The organism is Actinoplanes palleronii (assembly GCF_016862315.1).
GTDB classification, from domain to species: Bacteria; Actinomycetota; Actinomycetes; order Mycobacteriales; family Micromonosporaceae; genus Actinoplanes; species Actinoplanes palleronii.
The window spans coordinates 75634-93007 of record NZ_BOMS01000073.1 but is presented as its reverse complement, the minus strand read 5'-3'; the positions used below and the strand labels follow the sequence as shown (position 1 = coordinate 93007).

General features: G+C 72.1%; 14 protein-coding genes. 9 read left to right on the top strand and 5 right to left on the bottom strand.

Annotated elements, in window-relative coordinates; all coding sequences use genetic code 11:
* Positions 1 to 4: 4 nt before the first annotated feature.
* The 4 genes from Apa02nite_RS24225 (at position 5) to Apa02nite_RS24210 (ending at position 6660) form a co-directional block, all read left to right on the top strand.
* Positions 5 to 4984 carry a DUF6531 domain-containing protein gene (locus tag Apa02nite_RS24225; protein ID WP_203827017.1) on the top strand — a complete coding sequence of 1660 codons (4980 nt, stop codon included), beginning with the start codon at positions 5 to 7 and terminating at the stop codon, positions 4982 to 4984.
* Between the two features lie 2 nt (positions 4985 to 4986).
* Positions 4987 to 5289 carry a DUF6507 family protein gene (locus Apa02nite_RS24220; RefSeq protein ID WP_203827016.1) on the top strand — a complete coding sequence of 101 codons (303 nt, stop codon included), beginning with the start codon at positions 4987 to 4989 and terminating at the stop codon, positions 5287 to 5289.
* Positions 5286 to 5888 (top strand): hypothetical protein, encoded by a 603-nt coding sequence (locus tag Apa02nite_RS24215; RefSeq protein WP_203827015.1) that lies wholly within the window; start codon positions 5286 to 5288, stop codon positions 5886 to 5888. The genes Apa02nite_RS24220 and Apa02nite_RS24215 overlap by 4 nt, the downstream gene beginning before the upstream one ends.
* A 97-nt stretch (positions 5889 to 5985) precedes the next feature.
* Positions 5986 to 6660 (top strand): Fic family protein, encoded by a 675-nt coding sequence (locus Apa02nite_RS24210; RefSeq protein WP_203827014.1) that lies wholly within the window; start codon positions 5986 to 5988, stop codon positions 6658 to 6660.
* A 58-nt stretch (positions 6661 to 6718) separates the two neighbouring features.
* Here the strand turns inward: Apa02nite_RS24210 and Apa02nite_RS24205 are convergent, their stop codons facing one another.
* The 4 genes from Apa02nite_RS24205 to Apa02nite_RS24190 form a co-directional block, all read right to left on the bottom strand.
* Positions 6719 to 7435, bottom strand: a complete 717-nt coding sequence (locus Apa02nite_RS24205; RefSeq protein ID WP_203827013.1) for a Pr6Pr family membrane protein — start codon at positions 7433 to 7435, stop codon at positions 6719 to 6721.
* A 163-nt stretch (positions 7436 to 7598) separates the two neighbouring features.
* Positions 7599 to 8336, bottom strand: a complete 738-nt coding sequence (locus tag Apa02nite_RS24200; protein WP_067708493.1) for a YcnI family copper-binding membrane protein — start codon at positions 8334 to 8336, stop codon at positions 7599 to 7601.
* A gap of 135 nt (positions 8337 to 8471) precedes the next feature.
* Entirely contained in the window at positions 8472 to 9902 is a 1431-nt protein-coding gene (locus Apa02nite_RS24195) for a sensor histidine kinase (protein WP_373873039.1), read from the bottom strand.
* 42 nt (positions 9903 to 9944) lie between these two features.
* Complete coding sequence (locus tag Apa02nite_RS24190; protein ID WP_239164532.1) at positions 9945 to 10682, bottom strand: response regulator transcription factor; 738 nt, start codon at positions 10680 to 10682, stop codon at positions 9945 to 9947.
* 157 nt (positions 10683 to 10839) lie between these two features.
* On the opposite strand from Apa02nite_RS24190, the gene Apa02nite_RS24185 reads away from it, so the two are divergent.
* From Apa02nite_RS24185 to Apa02nite_RS24165, 4 genes are all read left to right on the top strand, one after another.
* A complete protein-coding gene (locus Apa02nite_RS24185) occupies positions 10840 to 11991 on the top strand; it encodes a LolA family protein (protein WP_203827011.1) in 1152 nt (383 codons plus the stop codon).
* Between the two features lie 84 nt (positions 11992 to 12075).
* Positions 12076 to 13251 (top strand): tryptophan synthase subunit beta, encoded by a 1176-nt coding sequence (gene trpB / locus Apa02nite_RS24180; RefSeq protein WP_239164531.1) that lies wholly within the window; start codon positions 12076 to 12078, stop codon positions 13249 to 13251.
* Positions 13248 to 14375: a tryptophan synthase subunit alpha gene (gene trpA, locus Apa02nite_RS51165; protein ID WP_239164530.1), complete on the top strand. Its 1128-nt coding sequence runs from the start codon at positions 13248 to 13250 to the stop codon at positions 14373 to 14375. The genes trpB and trpA overlap by 4 nt, the downstream gene beginning before the upstream one ends.
* Positions 14362 to 15063 carry a GntR family transcriptional regulator gene (locus Apa02nite_RS24165; RefSeq protein ID WP_239164529.1) on the top strand — a complete coding sequence of 234 codons (702 nt, stop codon included), beginning with the start codon at positions 14362 to 14364 and terminating at the stop codon, positions 15061 to 15063. The genes trpA and Apa02nite_RS24165 overlap by 14 nt, the downstream gene beginning before the upstream one ends.
* Positions 15064 to 15349: 286 nt before the next feature.
* Here Apa02nite_RS24165 and Apa02nite_RS24160 read toward each other — a convergent pair whose 3' ends face one another.
* Positions 15350 to 15967, bottom strand: coding sequence for a TetR/AcrR family transcriptional regulator (locus Apa02nite_RS24160; RefSeq protein ID WP_239164528.1), 618 nt, complete (start codon positions 15965 to 15967; stop codon positions 15350 to 15352).
* Positions 15968 to 16041: 74 nt separating this feature from the next.
* On the opposite strand from Apa02nite_RS24160, the gene Apa02nite_RS24155 reads away from it, so the two are divergent.
* Positions 16042 to 17148, top strand: coding sequence for an FAD-dependent monooxygenase (locus Apa02nite_RS24155; RefSeq protein ID WP_203827009.1), 1107 nt, complete (start codon positions 16042 to 16044; stop codon positions 17146 to 17148).
* Positions 17149 to 17374 lie beyond the last annotated feature (226 nt).

Here is a 17374-nt window from a genome sequence, read left to right as displayed (position 1 = left end):
TGAGATGTCGCGGCCGAGTGACTGGTGGATCCTCGACCTGGGCGCCGACCCGGCACCGGGTGAGCCCGCGAACCTGCTCACCACGGGCAGCCGGTTCCTCGACTTCGCCGACGACGCGCGCCGCGCCCGGCTCGCGGTGGACTCGCTGCAGGGCGACGGCGCGGTGCTCACCTGGATCGGCCAGTCCGGCGATGTGTTCCGCGAGCAGTTCGGCGAGCTGCCCGACCAGCTGCGCAAGGTCGACGAGTCGCACCGGACGGCGGGTGAGGCCCTGCAGGCCTTCGCGCCGAAGCTGCAGAACGCGCAGGCGATGGCGGACCGGGCCCTGGCCGACGGGCGGATCGCCCGGGAGCAGCTCGACGGCCTGGCCGGCCGGCTCAACCTGGCACAGGGCGACATGACCGCGATCTCGCGGCAGGCGCAGTCCCTGCAGCAGGGCACCGACCCCGACCCGGAACAGGTCAAACAAGCACTCCGGGACTCCACCGCGGCGCAACAGCGGCTGGCCGACGTGCAGGGCAAGGTGGCCTCCGCCGAGCAGGCGCTGAACGCCGCGAAGTCGCTCGCCGAGCAGGCCCGGGAGCTGCGCGACGGCGCCGCCCGGGAGTGCCGCCGGGAGATCGCCGAGGCGTCCGACGCCGGCATCCAGCCCCGGTCGTTCTGGGAGAAGCTCGGCGACTTCTTCAAGGGCCTGTGGGACATCATCTGCGAGGTGGCCAAGTGGGTCGCCCTGGTGGCCGGCATCATCGCGATGATCATCGGCGGTCCGCTGGCCTGGATCGCCCTGGCGGCCGGCGCGATCCTGTTGATCAAGGCGATAGTCGACTATGCCCAAGGTAAGGGCAGCATCGCCGATCTGATCTTCGGCATCCTCGGGATCATCCCCGGGGTCCGCGGCCTGACCTCGCTGGGCCGGCTCTCCGCGCTCTACAAGGCCGGTGGCCTCAAGGCGATCGGCCAGGCCGCGATGGCCTCGATGCAGCAGACCCTGCGCGGGATGGCCGGTGCCCTCGGCCACGCCGCCGGTGGCACGGTGACCGTCGTCAAGAACCTGATCAACAAGCTGTCCGGGAAGATCAACGACCTGCCGATCCGTACGTCGAAGCGCTCGATCGAGATCCCGGCCTGCGGCGACCCGGTGGACATCAGCACCGGCCGGGTCTTCATGACCGAAACGGATCTCGACCTGCCGGGCGCGCCGCCGCTGCTGCTGGAACGCACGCACCGCTCCGACTACCGGGACGGCCGCTCGTTCGGCCCGTCCTGGGCGTCGACGCTGGACCAGCGGGTCGCGGTGGAGCCGGACGCCGTCCACCTGTTCCTCGCCGACGGTGCGCTCCTGACCTACCCGGTGCCCGCGGACGGCGAGACGGTGTTCCCCGGGCACGGGCGGGCGGTGCCGCTGCGCCGTACCGCGAACGGTTTCGCGGTCAGCGACCCGGCCGCCGGCCTGACCTGGCTGTTCGAGCTGCCCGAGGAGCCGGGCGCCGGGCACGCCCCGCTGACCGCGGTCGCCGGCCCGGACGGTGGCCGGATCGCGATCGTCCGGGACGACGAGGGGGTGCCGGCCGAGATCCGGCACCCGGACGGCCGGCGGATCACCGTCACCTCCGAGGACGGCCTGATCACCGCCCTGCACCTGGCCCCCGCGGACGGCGGCGAGCCGGTGCCGCTGCGCACGTTCTCCTATGCGGACGGGCACCTCACCGAGGTGGTCAACGCGTCCGGCCTGCCGATGCGGTTCACCCACGACGAGGACGGCCGGCTGATCCGCTGGGACGACCGGAACGGCATGTGGTACCGCTACACCTACGACGACGAGGGCCGGTGCGTGCTGGGTGAGGGCCGCGACGGGTTCTTCACCTACCGCTTCGCCTACGACGCGGAGCAGCGCCTGACCCGGGCCACCGATTCGCTGGGCCACACCACGGTGTTCGAGCTCAACGAGGACCTGCAGGTGGTGGCGGAGACCGACCCGCTCGGCAACACCGTCCGCAGCGAATGGGACACCCAGCACCGGCTGCTGTCCCGGGTGGACGCGCTGGGCCGCACCACCGGGTTCCGCTACGGCCCGGACGGCGAGCTGGACACCGTGGTCCGCCCGGACGGCAGCCAGGCCGCGGTGATCTGGTCGGACGGCCGGATCACGGCGGTCGTGGTGACCGACGAGGACGGCGGGGTGTGGCGGCGGGGCTACGGGCCGGCGGAGTCGCCCGACCCGTACACCGAACCGCTCGGTGTCGAGCTGCTCGCCGGGCACCGGGAGGTGGCCGAGGAGCCGGTCCGCCCTGCTGATGATGCCGCCGAGCCCACGACGCCCGCGGTGCCGACCGCCCTGCTGATCGGCGCCACCGCTCCCGAGGTGGCGGTGATCGGCCGGGACGCGCTCGGCCGGCCGGCGGCGCTGAGCGAACCGGTCACCCTGGGCTGGACCACCGACGGCACGCAGGCCTGGCGGGACGACGCGGCGAGCGGGCGTACCGAGTGGACCTACGACGGCGAGGGCAACGAGGTCACCGAGACCGACGCGCTCGGCGCCACCACCCGCACCGAGTACGGCCCGTTCGACCTGCCGGTGGCGACCGTGTCCCCGTCCGGCGCGCGGACGGTGTTCACCTACGACACCGAGCTGCGGCTCAGCGGGGTCACCGACCCGGCCGGGCGGCAGTGGCACTACCGGTACGACCCGGCCGGCCGCCTGGTCGAGGAGATCGACTTCGACGGGCGCGCCACCCGTCGCACCTACGACGCGGCGGGCCGGTTGATCCGCACGGTCAACGCCGCGGACGAGAGCGTGGTGGTCGAGTACGACGTGCTCGGCAACGTCGTACGCCGGCACGCCACGTCGCCGGACGGGGAGAGCCGGACCACGACGTTCCGGCACGACCCGGTCGGCCGGCTGACCGAGGCGACCAGCCCGGACGCCACCCTGACCGTCACACGGGACTTCTTCGGCCGGGTCACCGCCGAGACGATCGACGGCCGGGCGGTCACGTTCACCTACGACGACGCCGGCCACGCGGTGCACCGCGGCACCCCGACCGGGGTCGGCACCCGGTGGTCGTTCGACCCGTCCGGTACGCCGGCCGCGGTGACCATGGCCGGGCACGAGCTGACCCTGCTGCACGACGAGCACGGCCGGCACGTCGGCGAACGGCTCGACGCGTCGGTGACCGTGGCCCGCGAGTACGACGCCGGTGACCGCCTGGTCGGGCAGCGCCTGGCCGGTGGCGCCGCGCCGGAGGTGCACCGGACGTTCGGCTACCGCGCGGACGGCGCGCTGACCACGGTGACCGACAGCCGGGACGGCGCCACCGCGTACCGGCACGACGACGAGGGCCGGATCACCGGGGTGGACGGCCCGGCGCGCCGGGAGGAGTACCGCTACGACCCGTCCGGTGACGTGATCGGGGCGTCCGGCGCGACCGTCCAGGGGGAACGGGCCTACCAGGGCACCGAGCTGGTCCGGGCCGGGCAGCAGACGTACCGCTACGACCGGGCCGGGCGCCTCGCCGCCCGGCAGGGGCCGGACGGCACCTGGACGTACCGCTGGACCGCCGACGGCCACCTGCACGCCGTGATCGCCCCGGACGGCGGCCGCTGGCGGTACGGCTACGACGCCCTGGGCCGCCGGGTCAGCACCCAGCGCCTCACCGACGGACCGGCCGACGCCCCGCTCGACGGACCGGTGCTGGAACGTACCGACTTCGCCTGGGACGGCCCGGTGCTCGTCGAGGAGTCGGTCTCCTCCGGCCGGGTCACCACCTGGCAGCACGACCTCGACGGCCTGCGCCCGCTGCTGCAGTACGACGGCGCCCTGCAGCTGCTGGTCTGCGACCCGAACGGCGCGCCGACCGACCTGGTCGCGGCGGACGGCACGGTGACCTGGCGGTCCAGTGCCGACCTGTGGGGCGGTCAGGCCGGCTCGGCGGCGGGCACCGTGCTGCGGTTCCCCGGCCAGCAGGCCGACCCGGAGAGCGGGCTGCACTACAACGTGCACCGCTACTACGATCCGGGCACCGGCCGGTACCTGAGCCCGGATCCGCTGGGTCTGGGCGCCGGGCCGAGCCCGGTCCGGTACGTGGACGATCCGCTGCTGCAGTCCGACCCGCTCGGCCTGATGCGCTGCCGGCGGGACGCCGCCGAGCGCGGCGAGGCCCAACGGGCCGCCCGGGAGGCCGCCGACAAGGCCAACGCCCGGGGCCTCGCCAGTCTGCGCCGGACGGCCGCCGGCGCCGTGACGAAGCCGCCCACCGCGGGCCCCTCGAAGCCCGCCAAGGTCCTGTTCAACCTGGCGCCCGACCAGCGCACCATCCCGAAGATCAGGCAGGCCCTGGGGAACGACCCCCTCATCACGCCGAGGATCAACAAGTACACACCCGGACGGTTCGACAACCCCCAGGAGGTGGACAAGGTCCTCTCCGGCCCCGGGTACGGCTCGACGCCGGAGTACAGCGAGAACTGGGCGACCGAGTGGCTGATCCGGAGCGAGCGCACCCCCGACGTGCAGGCCCACCTCGAGTCGCTCGGCGTCGCGAAGAGCGGATGGATCAAGGGCCATCTGCTCAACGCGGATCTCGGCGGCCTCGGGGTCACCGAGAACTTGACCCCGCTGACCAACAAGGCGAACGCCGCGTTCAAGAACGTCATCGAAACCCGGGTGAAGGACTCGTTCACCATCTTCAACCAGCTCAAAACCACCTATAGAGTGCAGGGCGACTTCACCGTGAAGTTCAACGTGCGCCCCAGCGGCACCAGCATGTTCCCGAACAGCACCGACCTCGGCGAGCTGAGCATCCGGCAGTTCCTCGAGTTCGACGTCCAGTACCTGCGCAACGGCGTCGCGCTCACGCCGGCGGAACTCGCCGAGCTCAACGGTCGCATCAGCGGGACGTCCCTGAAGCCGCTGCCCCCGGCCGGCACCACGATGAACCCGCTCTCCGGCGAGTTCATCACGCCCGACCTGCAGATCTGGAAAGGCTAGACATGGGTTCGTCCGACCAGTTGAAGGTCGATCTCGGTGGCCTGGAAGAGTTGGCCGGCACGCTGCAGCGGATCCGCGACAACCTGAACGGCGCGGACCGGTGGATGCTGCAGTTCGTCGGCGAGCTGGGTGGCGACGACGTCGACGACGCGCTCGACGACTTCGAGTCGCACTGGAGCGACGGACGTTCCCGGGTCGACAAGAACTGCGAACGACTCGTCAAACTCTCCCAGCAGGCGGTCGAGCACTTCCGCAAGGCCGACGACGAGCTGGCGAAGGAACTACAGGACCAGGTGAAGACATGACCGACCCGACCGGCTTCGCGATCACCGTGCCCGAGTCCTGGTTCGAGATCGACGTGCATCCGGACACCAGGAACAGCGCCCTCAGCGCGCTGGTGAACGAGCGGGTCCGGAATGTTCCCGCGCTCGCTCCGCATCGCACGGCGCTGACCCGTGCCCTGCGCGGCGTCGCCCGTTCCGCGTACGCCAACGGCGTGGCCTACTGCGCCGCGATGGTGCAGGGCTTCGACGAGGCACTGCTGACCGCGAGCGTCACGGTGAGCATCGTGCGCAACCCGGACCAGGACACCGGCCCGTCCGCGATCGCCGATCAGCTCCGGCCGCTGCCCCGCAGTGGCGCCGACGGGCCGTGGCGCGAGGTGGTCCAGGCGGACCTGCCGGGGATCGGCCCGGTCGCCCGCACCCGCGGGGTGACCGACGTCGTGCTGCCGGAGGGCGAGGGCTGGATCCGCTCGGTCGCCATGCAGACGTTCGTCCCGTTCCCCGGCCCGCACGCCGACCGCATCGCCGTGATCACCGGAAGCTCACCGATCCTGCCCCTCACCGACGACCTGCTGGACCTCTTCGACGCGGTCACCGGAACCTTCCGCTTCACCCCTTGACCGTACGATCGGAGCCGCGACCGCATGCTCTACGCGATGCCATCGCTGGATGGCCCGGACCTCCGGGTCCTCAGGGAACTGAACACCGCTGGAGCCGATGTACACCGGCCCGGACGCCGACCTGGTCCCCGGTCTGATGACCGAACTGGTCGACTGGCTCCGCGACGGCGACCTCGATGCGCCCGCCTACGCACGTGCAGCGATGGCCCACCTGAACCTGGTGGCGATCCACCCCTGGCGCGACGGCAACGGCCGGACCGCACGCGCGCTGCACACCCTGGTCCTGGCCCGTACCGGGGAACTGGCTCCGGAGTTCTCCTCCATCGAGGAGTGGCTGGGGGAGCAGACCAACACCCTGCAGTACTACGACACGCTCCGTTCCACGCAGGGCGGCAGTTTCCAGCCGGAACGCGACGCACACCGATGGCTCACGTTCGTGTTCGCGGCACATCACCGTCAGGCCCAACGAGTGCAGCGGCGATATACCTGGACCGTACGTCTGTGGAACGACCTGGCCGGCCTCGCCGAGCGAACGGTGTCCGCTCTCTACGCGGCCGCGATCGGCGAGCTGCGGCGCACCACCTATCAGCAGGACGAGAGCCTCAGCCGCGATCAGGCCATCCGCGACATCCAGACGCTGACGCGCAGCGGACTGCTGACACCGCACGGCCACGCCACCGCCCGGGTCTACACGCTCGCCGGGGCCGCTGTGGAGATTTCCGAGGCCGCTTCCGCCGCGGTCCGGGGACCCGGCCGCGACCCGTACGCATGATCCGATGAAACCTTGCCACGCCTCTTGACCAGCCGCACTGCCGGCGACAGCGCGGCGGCTAGGCCTCTTGGTCGGCTGCCTTGTCGGCGGCGGCGCGCTGCCGGGGCAGCACCACCGGGGCGCTCCCGGACGATGCGGCCGGTGAGCCGAGCCGCAGCCGCGGGTCCAGCACCCGCAGCACGGTCCCGAGCAGCAGCGCGATCACCACCACGGCAGCCATGTTGATCATCACCTGCGGGTAGCCGAGCGCGTCCACGTCGGTGAACGGATACGGATACCAGCTGGTCGCCGCGCCGTGCGCGATCGTGTAGCCGATCCACAGCGCCGGCCAGAGCGCCGCCCAGGCCAGGGTGCGCGCGTCGATCCGCGGCCGGGGCCCGAAGAGCAGCCAGCCGAGCAGCGCCGCCCACGGCGCGATGTAGTGGAAGCCCAGGTCGGCGAGGTAGGCCGCGCCGTGCAGCTCGACCTGCCCGGCCAGGATCGTGGCGTACACGATGCCGGTGATCACAATGCCGAGCAGCGCGTCCAGCCGGATCACCCGCCAGACGCGGCCGTCCCGGGCCGGGTCGCGGGCCAGCCCGACGATGGCGATCAGCACCAGCAGGTTGCTCTGGATGGTGAAATAACTGAACAACCGGACGAACCGCGTCACCGTGGTCTCGTGCACCGGCGGCCCGGCGTGCGGCGCGCTGTCGGTGGCGGTCAGCACGATCTGAGTGATCAGCGAGGCGAGCACGATCAGCGCGAGCGTGCCGTGCCAGACGCGGGACTTCATGATCTCTCCAGCCGGCTGTCGTTGATCTTCCGCGGCAGCGTAACGCAGGTCACCGCGGTTGCGGGCCCAGGCCCAAGCCCGGACCCGCCACCCGGTGACAGCCTCTTTCCCCGCGCCCCGCGGCCGCTTCCGGTCCGCGGTCCGGCTGACGATCCAGGCCGATTCAGCTCGCGGCGGGCTTGTCCGTCACGGCCGCTTCCGGCTTGCGGCTGGCTTTCGCGTACGCCAAGCCGGCCAGCACCAGCGCGATCAGCCCGGCGATCAGTCCCGCGAGGCCCAGCCCGGAGCCGCTGCCCGAGTCGTCGGAGTCGGCCGCCTCGGCAGCCGGGGCCGCCGCCGCGGTCGTCGCCGCGGCAGCGCTGTCCGCGGCCGGGACGATCTTCAGAACCGGCGCCGGGCTCTCCGGCTCGGTGCCGTCGGTGGCCGGCTCGTCGATCCAGCGCACCACGTCACCGTTCGAATACGTCTGCAGCGCCTTGAAGACGATCTGACCGGACTCCGGCAGCGCGCCCATCGACACGTCGAACTCCTGGAACTCGCCCGGCTTGATCTCCGAGCCCTTCGCCGCGGTCCAGGTGATCTTCGAGACCGCCTCGGTGATCTCGGTGTCGTGCGCCTTGATCGGGGTGGCCAGCTTGCTCTTCACCGCCACAACGGTCCAACCCGGGATCGGCTTGACCGAGACCGACGCGATCGGCTGATCGGCCGGAAGGTTGACTTCGAGCTTGGTGGTGGAGGCGCTGTCCGACTCGTTCGGCACGCGGAACGACACCTTCGTATAGCCGCCCGCGGTGGCCGTGCTCGGGTTGACCGTCACGTGCGCGGCGGCCGGGCCGGCCAGCGCCAGAGTCATCAGTCCGGCCGCGGTGGCCACCACTGCGGAACGCTTGAGCAGCGACATGGTGGGGGGAAACCTTCCGTCGTATCGTCGCCCGCTGCCGGGCACGCCCATTGGTCGGCCCGACGATGAAGAAAGTTCCCGCGACTTGCGGCGTTTTCCACCCCGGGTCAGCCATCCGTGCTCCCGCCCGCCGCGCTACCTGCCCTCGACCCGGCTCATGACCTCCGCGCCACCGTCGACCCGGCTCGTGACCGCCGCGTTCTTGGCGGTCGCCCGTGCCTCCCCCGGCTTCCGGTTCGCCGGGCCGGATTCTGCCGGGCGCGGCAGGCGTACCTCGACCCGCAGGCCGGGCTTCGCATCGCCGAGCGTGATCGAACCACCGTGCCGGCGCACCAGCTCCCGGACGATGGCCAGGCCCAGCCCGGAGCCACCGGCGTCCCGCGCCCGGGCGTCGTCGAGCCGGGTGAACCGGAAGAACACCCGCTCCCGGTCCTCGGCCGGAATGCCCGGCCCGTCGTCGGCCACCGTCAGCACCAGATCCGGCCCGTCCGTCCCGGTGCTGACGGTCACCTGCGACCGCCGGTGCCGGCACGCGTTGTCCAGCAGGTTCGCCACCACCCGGGCCAGCGCGTCCGGCTCGGCCACCAGCGGCAACGGCTCGACGGCCGCCTCGTACCGGACCTCCGGATAACGCGCGGCCACCTCACCCACCAGCTGCCTGAGGTCGACCTCCTCGATCCGTCCGGAGATCGCCCGGCCCGCGCCGTCGTCCGCACGGGCCAGCAGCAGCAGGTCGTCCACCAGCCGGGAGAGCCGCTGCACGTCGGTGAGCAGGTCCTCGCTGAGCGCCGGCCAGTCGGTGTCGTCCGGCAGCCGTTGCGCCACCTCCAGCTCGGTGCGCATGTTGGTGAGCGGGCTGCGCAACTCGTGGGCGGCGTCCGCCACGAACGCGCGCTGCCGGGCCCGGGCGGTGTCCAGCCGGTGCAGCATGTCGTTGAGGGTCAGCGCGAGCCGGCGGACCTCGTCGTGCGAGCCGGGCACCGGAAGCCGACCGGCCCGGGTGCCCCCGGTGATCTCCTCAGCCCCGGCCCGCAGCGCGTCGACCGGGCGCAACGCCGCGCCGAGCGCCCGCCACAACCCGGCCGCCAGCAGCGCGACAAGCAGCGGAAACGCAATCAGCAGGGTGACCCGGAGCAGGTGCACACTCTGGCTGAGCTGGCTGGTGGACCGGGCCACCAGCACCCGCAGCGGCTGGGTCGGCAGGCCGGCGGTGACCTTGACGACCCGGGCCGAACCGTCGAACCCGATCCGATTGCCCGGGATCGTCACGCCCTCGCCGTCCGGCAGATCGCGCAGCTCGTCCTCGTAGAGGATCGGCACCAGCCGGTCGGCGGTCGCGGAGACCGCCCGGATCTTGTTGTGCTCGTCGATGACCTGCACCTGAACGCCCGGCGTGACCGTGATCGGGTCGGTCAGCTGCCCCTGGTCGACGAGCCGGGCCACACCCTGCGCGGTCTCCAGCGCCTCGGCGTGCACCGCCCGCCCCTGCGCGAAGGTCAGCACCGCGACCAGCAACACCCCACCCGCGGCCAGCCCGAAGGACAGCGCGGCGGCAGAGATCAACAGCAGCCGGGCCCGCAGGCTGAGCTCACGCAGACGGCGTCGCATCTACCGCTCCACCCTCTGCTTCTCCCCCGCCGGCCCCGCGGTCTCCCCTGCCTGCGCCGCGTCCTCCCCCGCCGGGGCGTGCGCGGCGACCAGGCGATACCCGGCGCCGCGGACCGTCTCCAGCCGCTCCCGGCCGATCTTGCGGCGCAGGTAGCCGATGTACACCTCCACCGCGTTCGGCGCGGTGTCCAGCGCGGCGTCCCAGACGTGGTCGAGCAGCTCGGTCTTGGAGACCACCTCGCCGGGACGGCGGATCAGGTACTCCAGCAGGGCGAACTCGCGGGTGGTCAGGGTCACCTCGGCCCCGCCGACCAGCACGCGTTTCTCCGCCGGGTCGAGCTCGACGTCGCCGCACGCGAGCACCACCGGGCGGGCCTGGGTGCCGCGGCGCAGCAGAGCACGCAGCCGTGCCAGCAATACAACGTACGAAAAAGGTTTGGTCAAATAGTCGTCGGCGCCGCAATCCAGGCCATCGGCCTGGTCATACTCGCCGTCCTTGGCGGAGAGCATCAGCACCGGCAGCCACTGCCGCTCGGCGCGCAGCTGCCGCACCACCCGGTAACCGGAGAGCCGGGGCAGCATCACGTCGAGGATCATCGCGTCATAGCCACCGTGCCGGGCCATCTCCAGGCCGTCCTGACCGTCATGGGCCACGTCGACCGCGAACCCCTCGGCCTGCAAGCCGCGTCGCAGCGCGGCGGCCAGCCGTTCCTCATCCTCCACCACCAGCAACCGCACCCCCATACCTTGGCACGTGCACATCCACGGGGACCATCGGCTCTCAGTCACCTCACAGCCGGGGTCACCCCTACAGCCCGGCCCCTACGGGTCGTTCTCAGCCTGGTCACAGCGGGTCCGAAGCAGGATGGCCTCATACCAACGGGAGGTGGACATCGTGTCCGTGTGGAAATCCAGGCCTGCTCTGCGATGGCTGGTACCGGGGGCCACCGCGGTCGTCGTCATCGGAGGCGGCGCGGCGGCCGGCACGATCGTGGCCAGCGCCGAACCGTCGCTGCCGGACCGCAGCGCGGCCCAACTGCTCGTGGACCTGTCGAGCGCCAAGCCGGCCGGTCTCTCCGGCACCGTGGTGCAGAGCGCCGACCTCGGCCTGCCCGGTGTCGCCGGACTGGCGGGCAGCCTCGGCGGCTCCGCGGGTGGCGGCCTGACCAGCTTGATCGCCGGAAGCAACACCGCCCGCGTCTGGTACGCGGGAGAGGACAAGGTGCGGGTCGCCCTGCAGAGCACGCAGGGTGAGACCGACGTGATCCGCAACGGTCCGGACCTGTGGCAGTGGAGCAGCTCGGACAACACCGGGACGCACCTGAAGCTGAAGGGCGACGCGGCGTCCCCGAAGCACTCGCTGCCCAGCTCGGTGCCGTCGTCGCCGCAGGACGCGGCGGCCGCGGCGCTCGCCGCGATCGACCCGAGCACCAAGGTGGAGACCACCGGCGCGGCCCAGGTGGCCGGGCGGGACGCATACGAGCTGGTGCTCAGCCCTAAGGACACCGACTCGCTGGTCGGGCAGGTGCGGCTGGCGATCGACGCCGAGCAGCACATCCCGCTGCGGGTCGAGGTGTACGCGAAGAACACCGTGAAGCCGGCCGTCCGGGTCGCTTTCGACACGATCAGCTTCCAGGTGCCGGACGCGGAGCAGTTCACGTTCAACCCGCCGCCCGGCGCGAAGATCGACGAGGCCGGCACGAAGGCTCTCGACCAGGCCGACGCCACGAAGAAGGGTGTCCCGCACCCGTCCTCGACGGCGCCGTCGGGCGCGAAGAATGACCCGAAGGTGATCGGCAAGGGCTGGACCACGATCGTCTCCGCCACGCTGCCGACCGACGCGCTGTCCGAGCTGACCACCGCCGGCAAGGGCACGGGCAAGGAGGCCGACACGGCGAAGGCTCTGCTCGGTGTCCTGCCGGAGGTGAGCGGGTCGTGGGGCAAGGGCCGGTTGCTGACCGGATCGTTGTTCAGCGTGCTGATCACCGATGACGGCCGGGTGCTGGCGGGTCTGGTGACCCCGGAGGCGCTGTACAAGGTCGCCTGACCTCCGCTCCGAAATAGTTCTAGAACTCTGCCGCCTCATTGTGCCATGATGGGGCGGCAGAGTTCTATAACTTTGGAGCGCCAAATGGTGATAGAGACAGCCCTCGTGTCGCAGATGGACGCGCCGACCGCCGCTGGGCGGTTCGGCGATTTCGGCGGGCGTTACGTGCCCGAGTCCCTGATCCCGGCCTGCGCCGCCTTGGAGGCGGCGTTCCGGGAGGCCTGGTCCGACCCGGAGTTCCGCGGGCACCTCAGCCGGCTCCGCTCCGAGTATGCGGGGCGCCCCACCGCACTGACCCCCGCGGAGAATCTCTCCGCCCAGCTCGGGGTGACCCTGCTGCTCAAGCGGGAGGACCTGGCGCACACCGGCTCCCATAAGATCAACAACGTGCTGGGCCAGGCGCTGCTGGCGCAGCGGATGGGCAAGACCCGGCTGATCGCCGAGACCGGCGCCGGCCAGCACGGCGTCGCCACCGCCACCGCGGCCGCGCTGTTCGGCATGCGAGCCACCGTCTACATGGGCGAGCGCGACATCGCCCGGCAGCGGCTCAACGTCTTCCGGATGGAGCTGCTCGGCGCCGAGGTGATCCCGGTGACCAGCGGCAGCCGCACCCTGAAGGACGCCACCAACGAGGCGATGCGCGCCTGGGTGGCCGCGGTCGACGAGGCGCATTTCTGCCTCGGCTCGGTGAGCGGCCCGCACCCCTATCCGTGGATGGTCCGTGAGCTGCAGCGGGTGATCGGCGAGGAGGCCCGCGCGCAGGCGCCGGCACTTCCCGACGTGGTGGTGGCCTGCGTGGGCGGCGGGTCCAACGCGGCCGGCACATTCGCCGGGTTCGTCGACACGCCGGCCCGGCTGATCGGGGTGGAGGCCGACGGCGGGGCCGCGATGACCTACGGGACGCCCGGGATCGTGCACGGCAACCGTTCGCTGGTCCTGCAGGACGCGGACGGGCAGGTGCGCGAGGCGGAGTCGATCGCGGCCGGGCTCGACTATCCCGGTGTCGGGCCGGAGCACGCCCACCTGGGCACGTCCGGCCGCGCGGAATACCGCACGGTGACCGACGACGAGGTGCTCGTCGCGGTGCGACGACTGGCCCGCAGCGAGGGCATCATCTGCGCCCTGGAGTCGGCGCACGCGGTGGCCTGGGTCCTGCGCGCGGCCGGCACTCCCGACCTGCCGACCGGGTCGACGGTGCTGCTCACCCTCTCCGGCCGCGGCGACAAGGACATGGCGACCCTGGCGGGTGAGGTCCGGTGAAGCACCTCAACCCGTACCTGACCGGCGGCATCACCCCGGACTGGATCGACTACCTGCTGGCCTTCCAGGAGGCCGGCGCCGACGCGGTGGAGATCGGGCTCCCGTTCTCCGACCCGATGCTCGACGGCGCCACCATCCAGCAGGCCTCCGACCAGGCCCTGCGCCGTGGCGCCTCGGTCACGTCCATCCTGGCCGACCTGACAGCGGCCCGCGACCGCATCCGGATCCCGCTGATCGCCATGACCTACGCCAACCTGGTCTTCCACCACCCCACCGCCCGGCCGCACGCCGGCGGCACCGTGCCGGGTCGTGAGCCGCAGGACGCCGGCACCACTCCAGGCCGTGAGCCGGCAGACGGCACCGCGCCAGGCCGCGAGCCTGAAGCAGGCGACACCACGCCGGGCCGTAAGCCGGAAGCAGACGGCACCACGCCGGGCCGCGAGCCCGAGGCCCTGCGCCTCGCGGAAGACGGCGGGACCAGGGCGGCCGGTGCCGCCCGAAGAAGCAGTTCCGGGCCGGATGGCGCCGCGCACAGCGGCGAAACCGGTCCGGACCGTGCCGCCCACGGCAGCGAGCCGGATGCGGGTGACGCCGCGTCCGGCGGTGGGCCGGAGGCGTTCTGCCGGCGGCTGGCCGCCGCCGGATTCTCCGGGCTGATCGTGCCTGACGTGCCGATCGACGAGCTCGACCAGCTCGAGGCAGCCGCCGCGGCGTCCGGCATCGACCTGATCCTGCTGGCCGCGCCGGTCACCCCGCCGGATCGGCTGGCCGAGATCGGCGCCCGCAGCCGCAACTTCGTCTACGCGGTGAGCGTCATGGCCACCACCGGCGAAAGGGACGCGCTGGCCGAGTCCGCGGCGCCGCTCGCCGACCGGATCAAAGCGGTCACCGACCTGCCGGTGCTGATCGGTTTCGGTATTTCCACGCCGGCACAGGCCGCCGAGGCCGCCCGCGCCGGGGACGGGGTGGTGATCGGAGCGGCTCTGATGCGTAGGGTTCTGGACGGTGCGTCACCCGCTGACCTGCGCGTCGAGGTCGCCGCGTTCCGCACCGCCCTTGATCAGCTCGACCAGGAGGTGCCCGCTGCCCCCGCGCACGCCGAAATATCAGGTGATCGCCGATGACCTGACCAGCAAGATCAAGGACGGCGAGCTGCCGCCCGGTTCCGCCCTGCCCCCGCAAAAAGAGCTCAGCACGCGGTACGGGGTGACCCTGGCGACGCTGCGGCAAGCCCTCAAGCAGCTGGAGGACGAGGGCCTGCTGTCACAGCAGCCCGGCCGGGGCACGTTCGTATACCCCCGGGTGAAATATCAGCTCACCTCGCTGCACGGCTTCGCCGAGGACCTCCGGGCCCAGGGCCAGACGGTGACCACGGAGATCCTCGACCAGTCCGCGGGCACACCACCCGACTGGGCCGCGGAGCTGCTCGGCCACGACCCGGCGCTGCGCCTGGAACGGCTGCGCCTGGTCGCCGGGAGGCCCGCGGTGCACCAGCTCTCCTGGGTCCGCGGCACCGACCTGGTGGAGGCGGACCTGAGCGACACCTCGCTGTACGCGGCCCTGAGCAGCCTGGGGCGCCTGGTGAACCGGGCCTCCGAAGTGGTCCGGCCCGGGCTGCTCGACGAGCCGGTGGCCGCCCTGCTGCGCCGGACGCCGGGCGAGCCGGTCCTGGTGTCGGAGCGGGTGACGTACGCGTTGGACGAGAGCGCGCTGGTGGTGGACCGCGCAACCATGCTCGGCTCCGCAATGGAGATCCGGACCGAACGCGCAGCGACCGGCCTGTCCCTGCAGTGGAGTCGCCCCACCACCTGACCCTCCCGAGCCCGGCCATCTGCACGCGACCAGATGGCCGGGGCGCCCCGGCCGCAAGATCAGGGCAACCGAGCCCGCAGCCGCTGCCTGCCGGGCACCCGTCACCCGGCCACGCGGAGGCTGTGCCCAAGGCGATCCGGGAAAGCCGCCATGAGCCTGCGGCCAGCGGCGACGGATGCCATCCGGCCGCTAATGCGCCTGCGGTCAGCGAGCGAGAGATGACATCCGGCCGCCCACGCGCCTGCGGTCGGCGAGCAAGGGATACCGTCGGGCCCCGGGCCTGCGGTCAGTCGGCCGGCGGCGGGCCGGTGCGGAACCACGGGGTCAGGGCCACGCCGACGGCGACCTGGACGGCCTGCTGGACCGCGGCCGGGTCGGTGGAGGGGTCAAGATCCTCCAGTAGGACCTGCAGGGCACCCATGACGGCGCCGACGAACGCTCCGGTCAGGGCAGCGGCGCCGACCTCGTCGATCTGGTCGGGGAACGCGGCGGCCAGATGACGGGCGATCTCCCGCTGGGCGTCCAGCTGCAGCTGGAGCCCACGGCCGCGGACCGCCGGAACCGTGCGCACCAGGTGCAGACGCAGCGCGGCGAGACGGCCGGCGAGATCATCGCTGTCCTCACCCACCTTCCGCAGGGCGCGCAGCAGCACCTCGGCGGGGCCGTCCGCCGGGCCCCGGACGGCGATGGCGTCGACCGCGGCGTGCACCCGGAGGTCGACCTCCGGGAAGAGCAGGTCTTCCTTGCTCGGGAAGTAGCTGAAGAACGTCCGGGTGCCGATCTCCGCGGCCGACGCGATGTCCGCGATGGTGGTCTCGTCGTAGCCACGGGACTCGAAAAGTTCGGTCGCGGCGGCGACCAGTGCCTGCCGGGTCCGGGCGCGCTTGCGATCACGAAGGGACACGTTCTGCACCTTACCGCACCAAATGCAAAACAGCACTCATTGCAATTCCGCACTGACTGCGGTTTTATGGAGGCATGACGAAACGCACCGCACTCGTGTCAGGCGCCGGGATCGCCGGCGCCACGGTCGCCTACTGGCTGGCCCGCGACGGCTGGGCGATCACCCTGGTCGAGCGAGCCGGAGACCTCGTCTCCAGTGGCAACCCCGTCGACGTTCGAGGCCCGGCCCTGCCGGTCGCCGAGCGGATGGGGATCCTGCCGGAGCTGCGGGCCATGGCCACCCACGCGAAGGCGATGCGTGTCCTCGACCCGGAGGGGCGCTCCCTCGCCCGGATCCCGATGCCCTCCCGCGACGGCGAGGTCGAGGTCCTCCGGGGCGATCTGGCCGGCGCCCTCTGGTCGGCCACCGAGGACGACGCCGAGCTGCTGCTCGACGACACGATCACCACCCTGCGCCAGGATCCCGACGGCGTTGACGTCACCTTCGAGCATGCCGCGCCGCGCCGATTCGACCTGGTCATCGGGGCAGACGGGCTGCACTCCGCGGTGCGCCGGATCGCTTTCGGCCCGGAGCAGGAGTTCCGCCGGCACCTGGGGCTCTATGTCGCGACCGTGCAACTCGGCGGACCACCCGCCGAGCCGGAGGAGGTGATGCTGCTCAACGTCCCTGGCCGGCTGCTCGCGCTGCACCCCGCGCGCGGCGTGGCGGGTGCCGCGTTCATCTTCCGGCACCCGGAGATCACCGGGCTCGACCGCCGGGACACCGCCAGGCAGAAGCAGGTGGTGGCGGAGGCATACCGGGGCATGGCGTGGCGCGTACCGGAGATCCTCGCCCGTCTGGAGGAGTCCGACGACCTCTACTTCGACGCGGTCAGCCAGGTCAGCATGGACACCTGGACCCGCGGCCGGGTCGTCCTGGTCGGCGACGCCGCGTCCTGCGTCTCACTCTTCGGCGACGGCTCGACCCTGGCGATGGCCGGCGCCCACAGCCTGGCGACCGCGCTCAGCGAGGGGTCCACCGACCTTGCGACCGCTTTCCGGCGGTACGAATCCAGCCACCGCAAGCTGACCACCCCGAAACATCGCCACGTCCACCGCACCGCGGCCCTCCTGGTCCCGGCCAGCCGGCTGGCTCTGGCCACCCGCAACCGAGTCGCCCGCCACCTCCTCAGCCGCGCCTGACCCGGCCCTCCCCGCTGACCAGACCCCTCCCCGCCGGACCACCCCGCCAGATTCCACCCCGCCAGACCCCGCGCCACCAGATCGCCCCCACCAGATCGCCGCCCGGCACGCCGGCGACGCCACGCGCCCCCATCCGGTACCGGCTCCGGCCCAGCGACACCAGGGTGCACTCGCGTGGCCGGCGTAGATCGAGGATCCGGGCGAGGTCCCGCGCACCAGCCGCTCG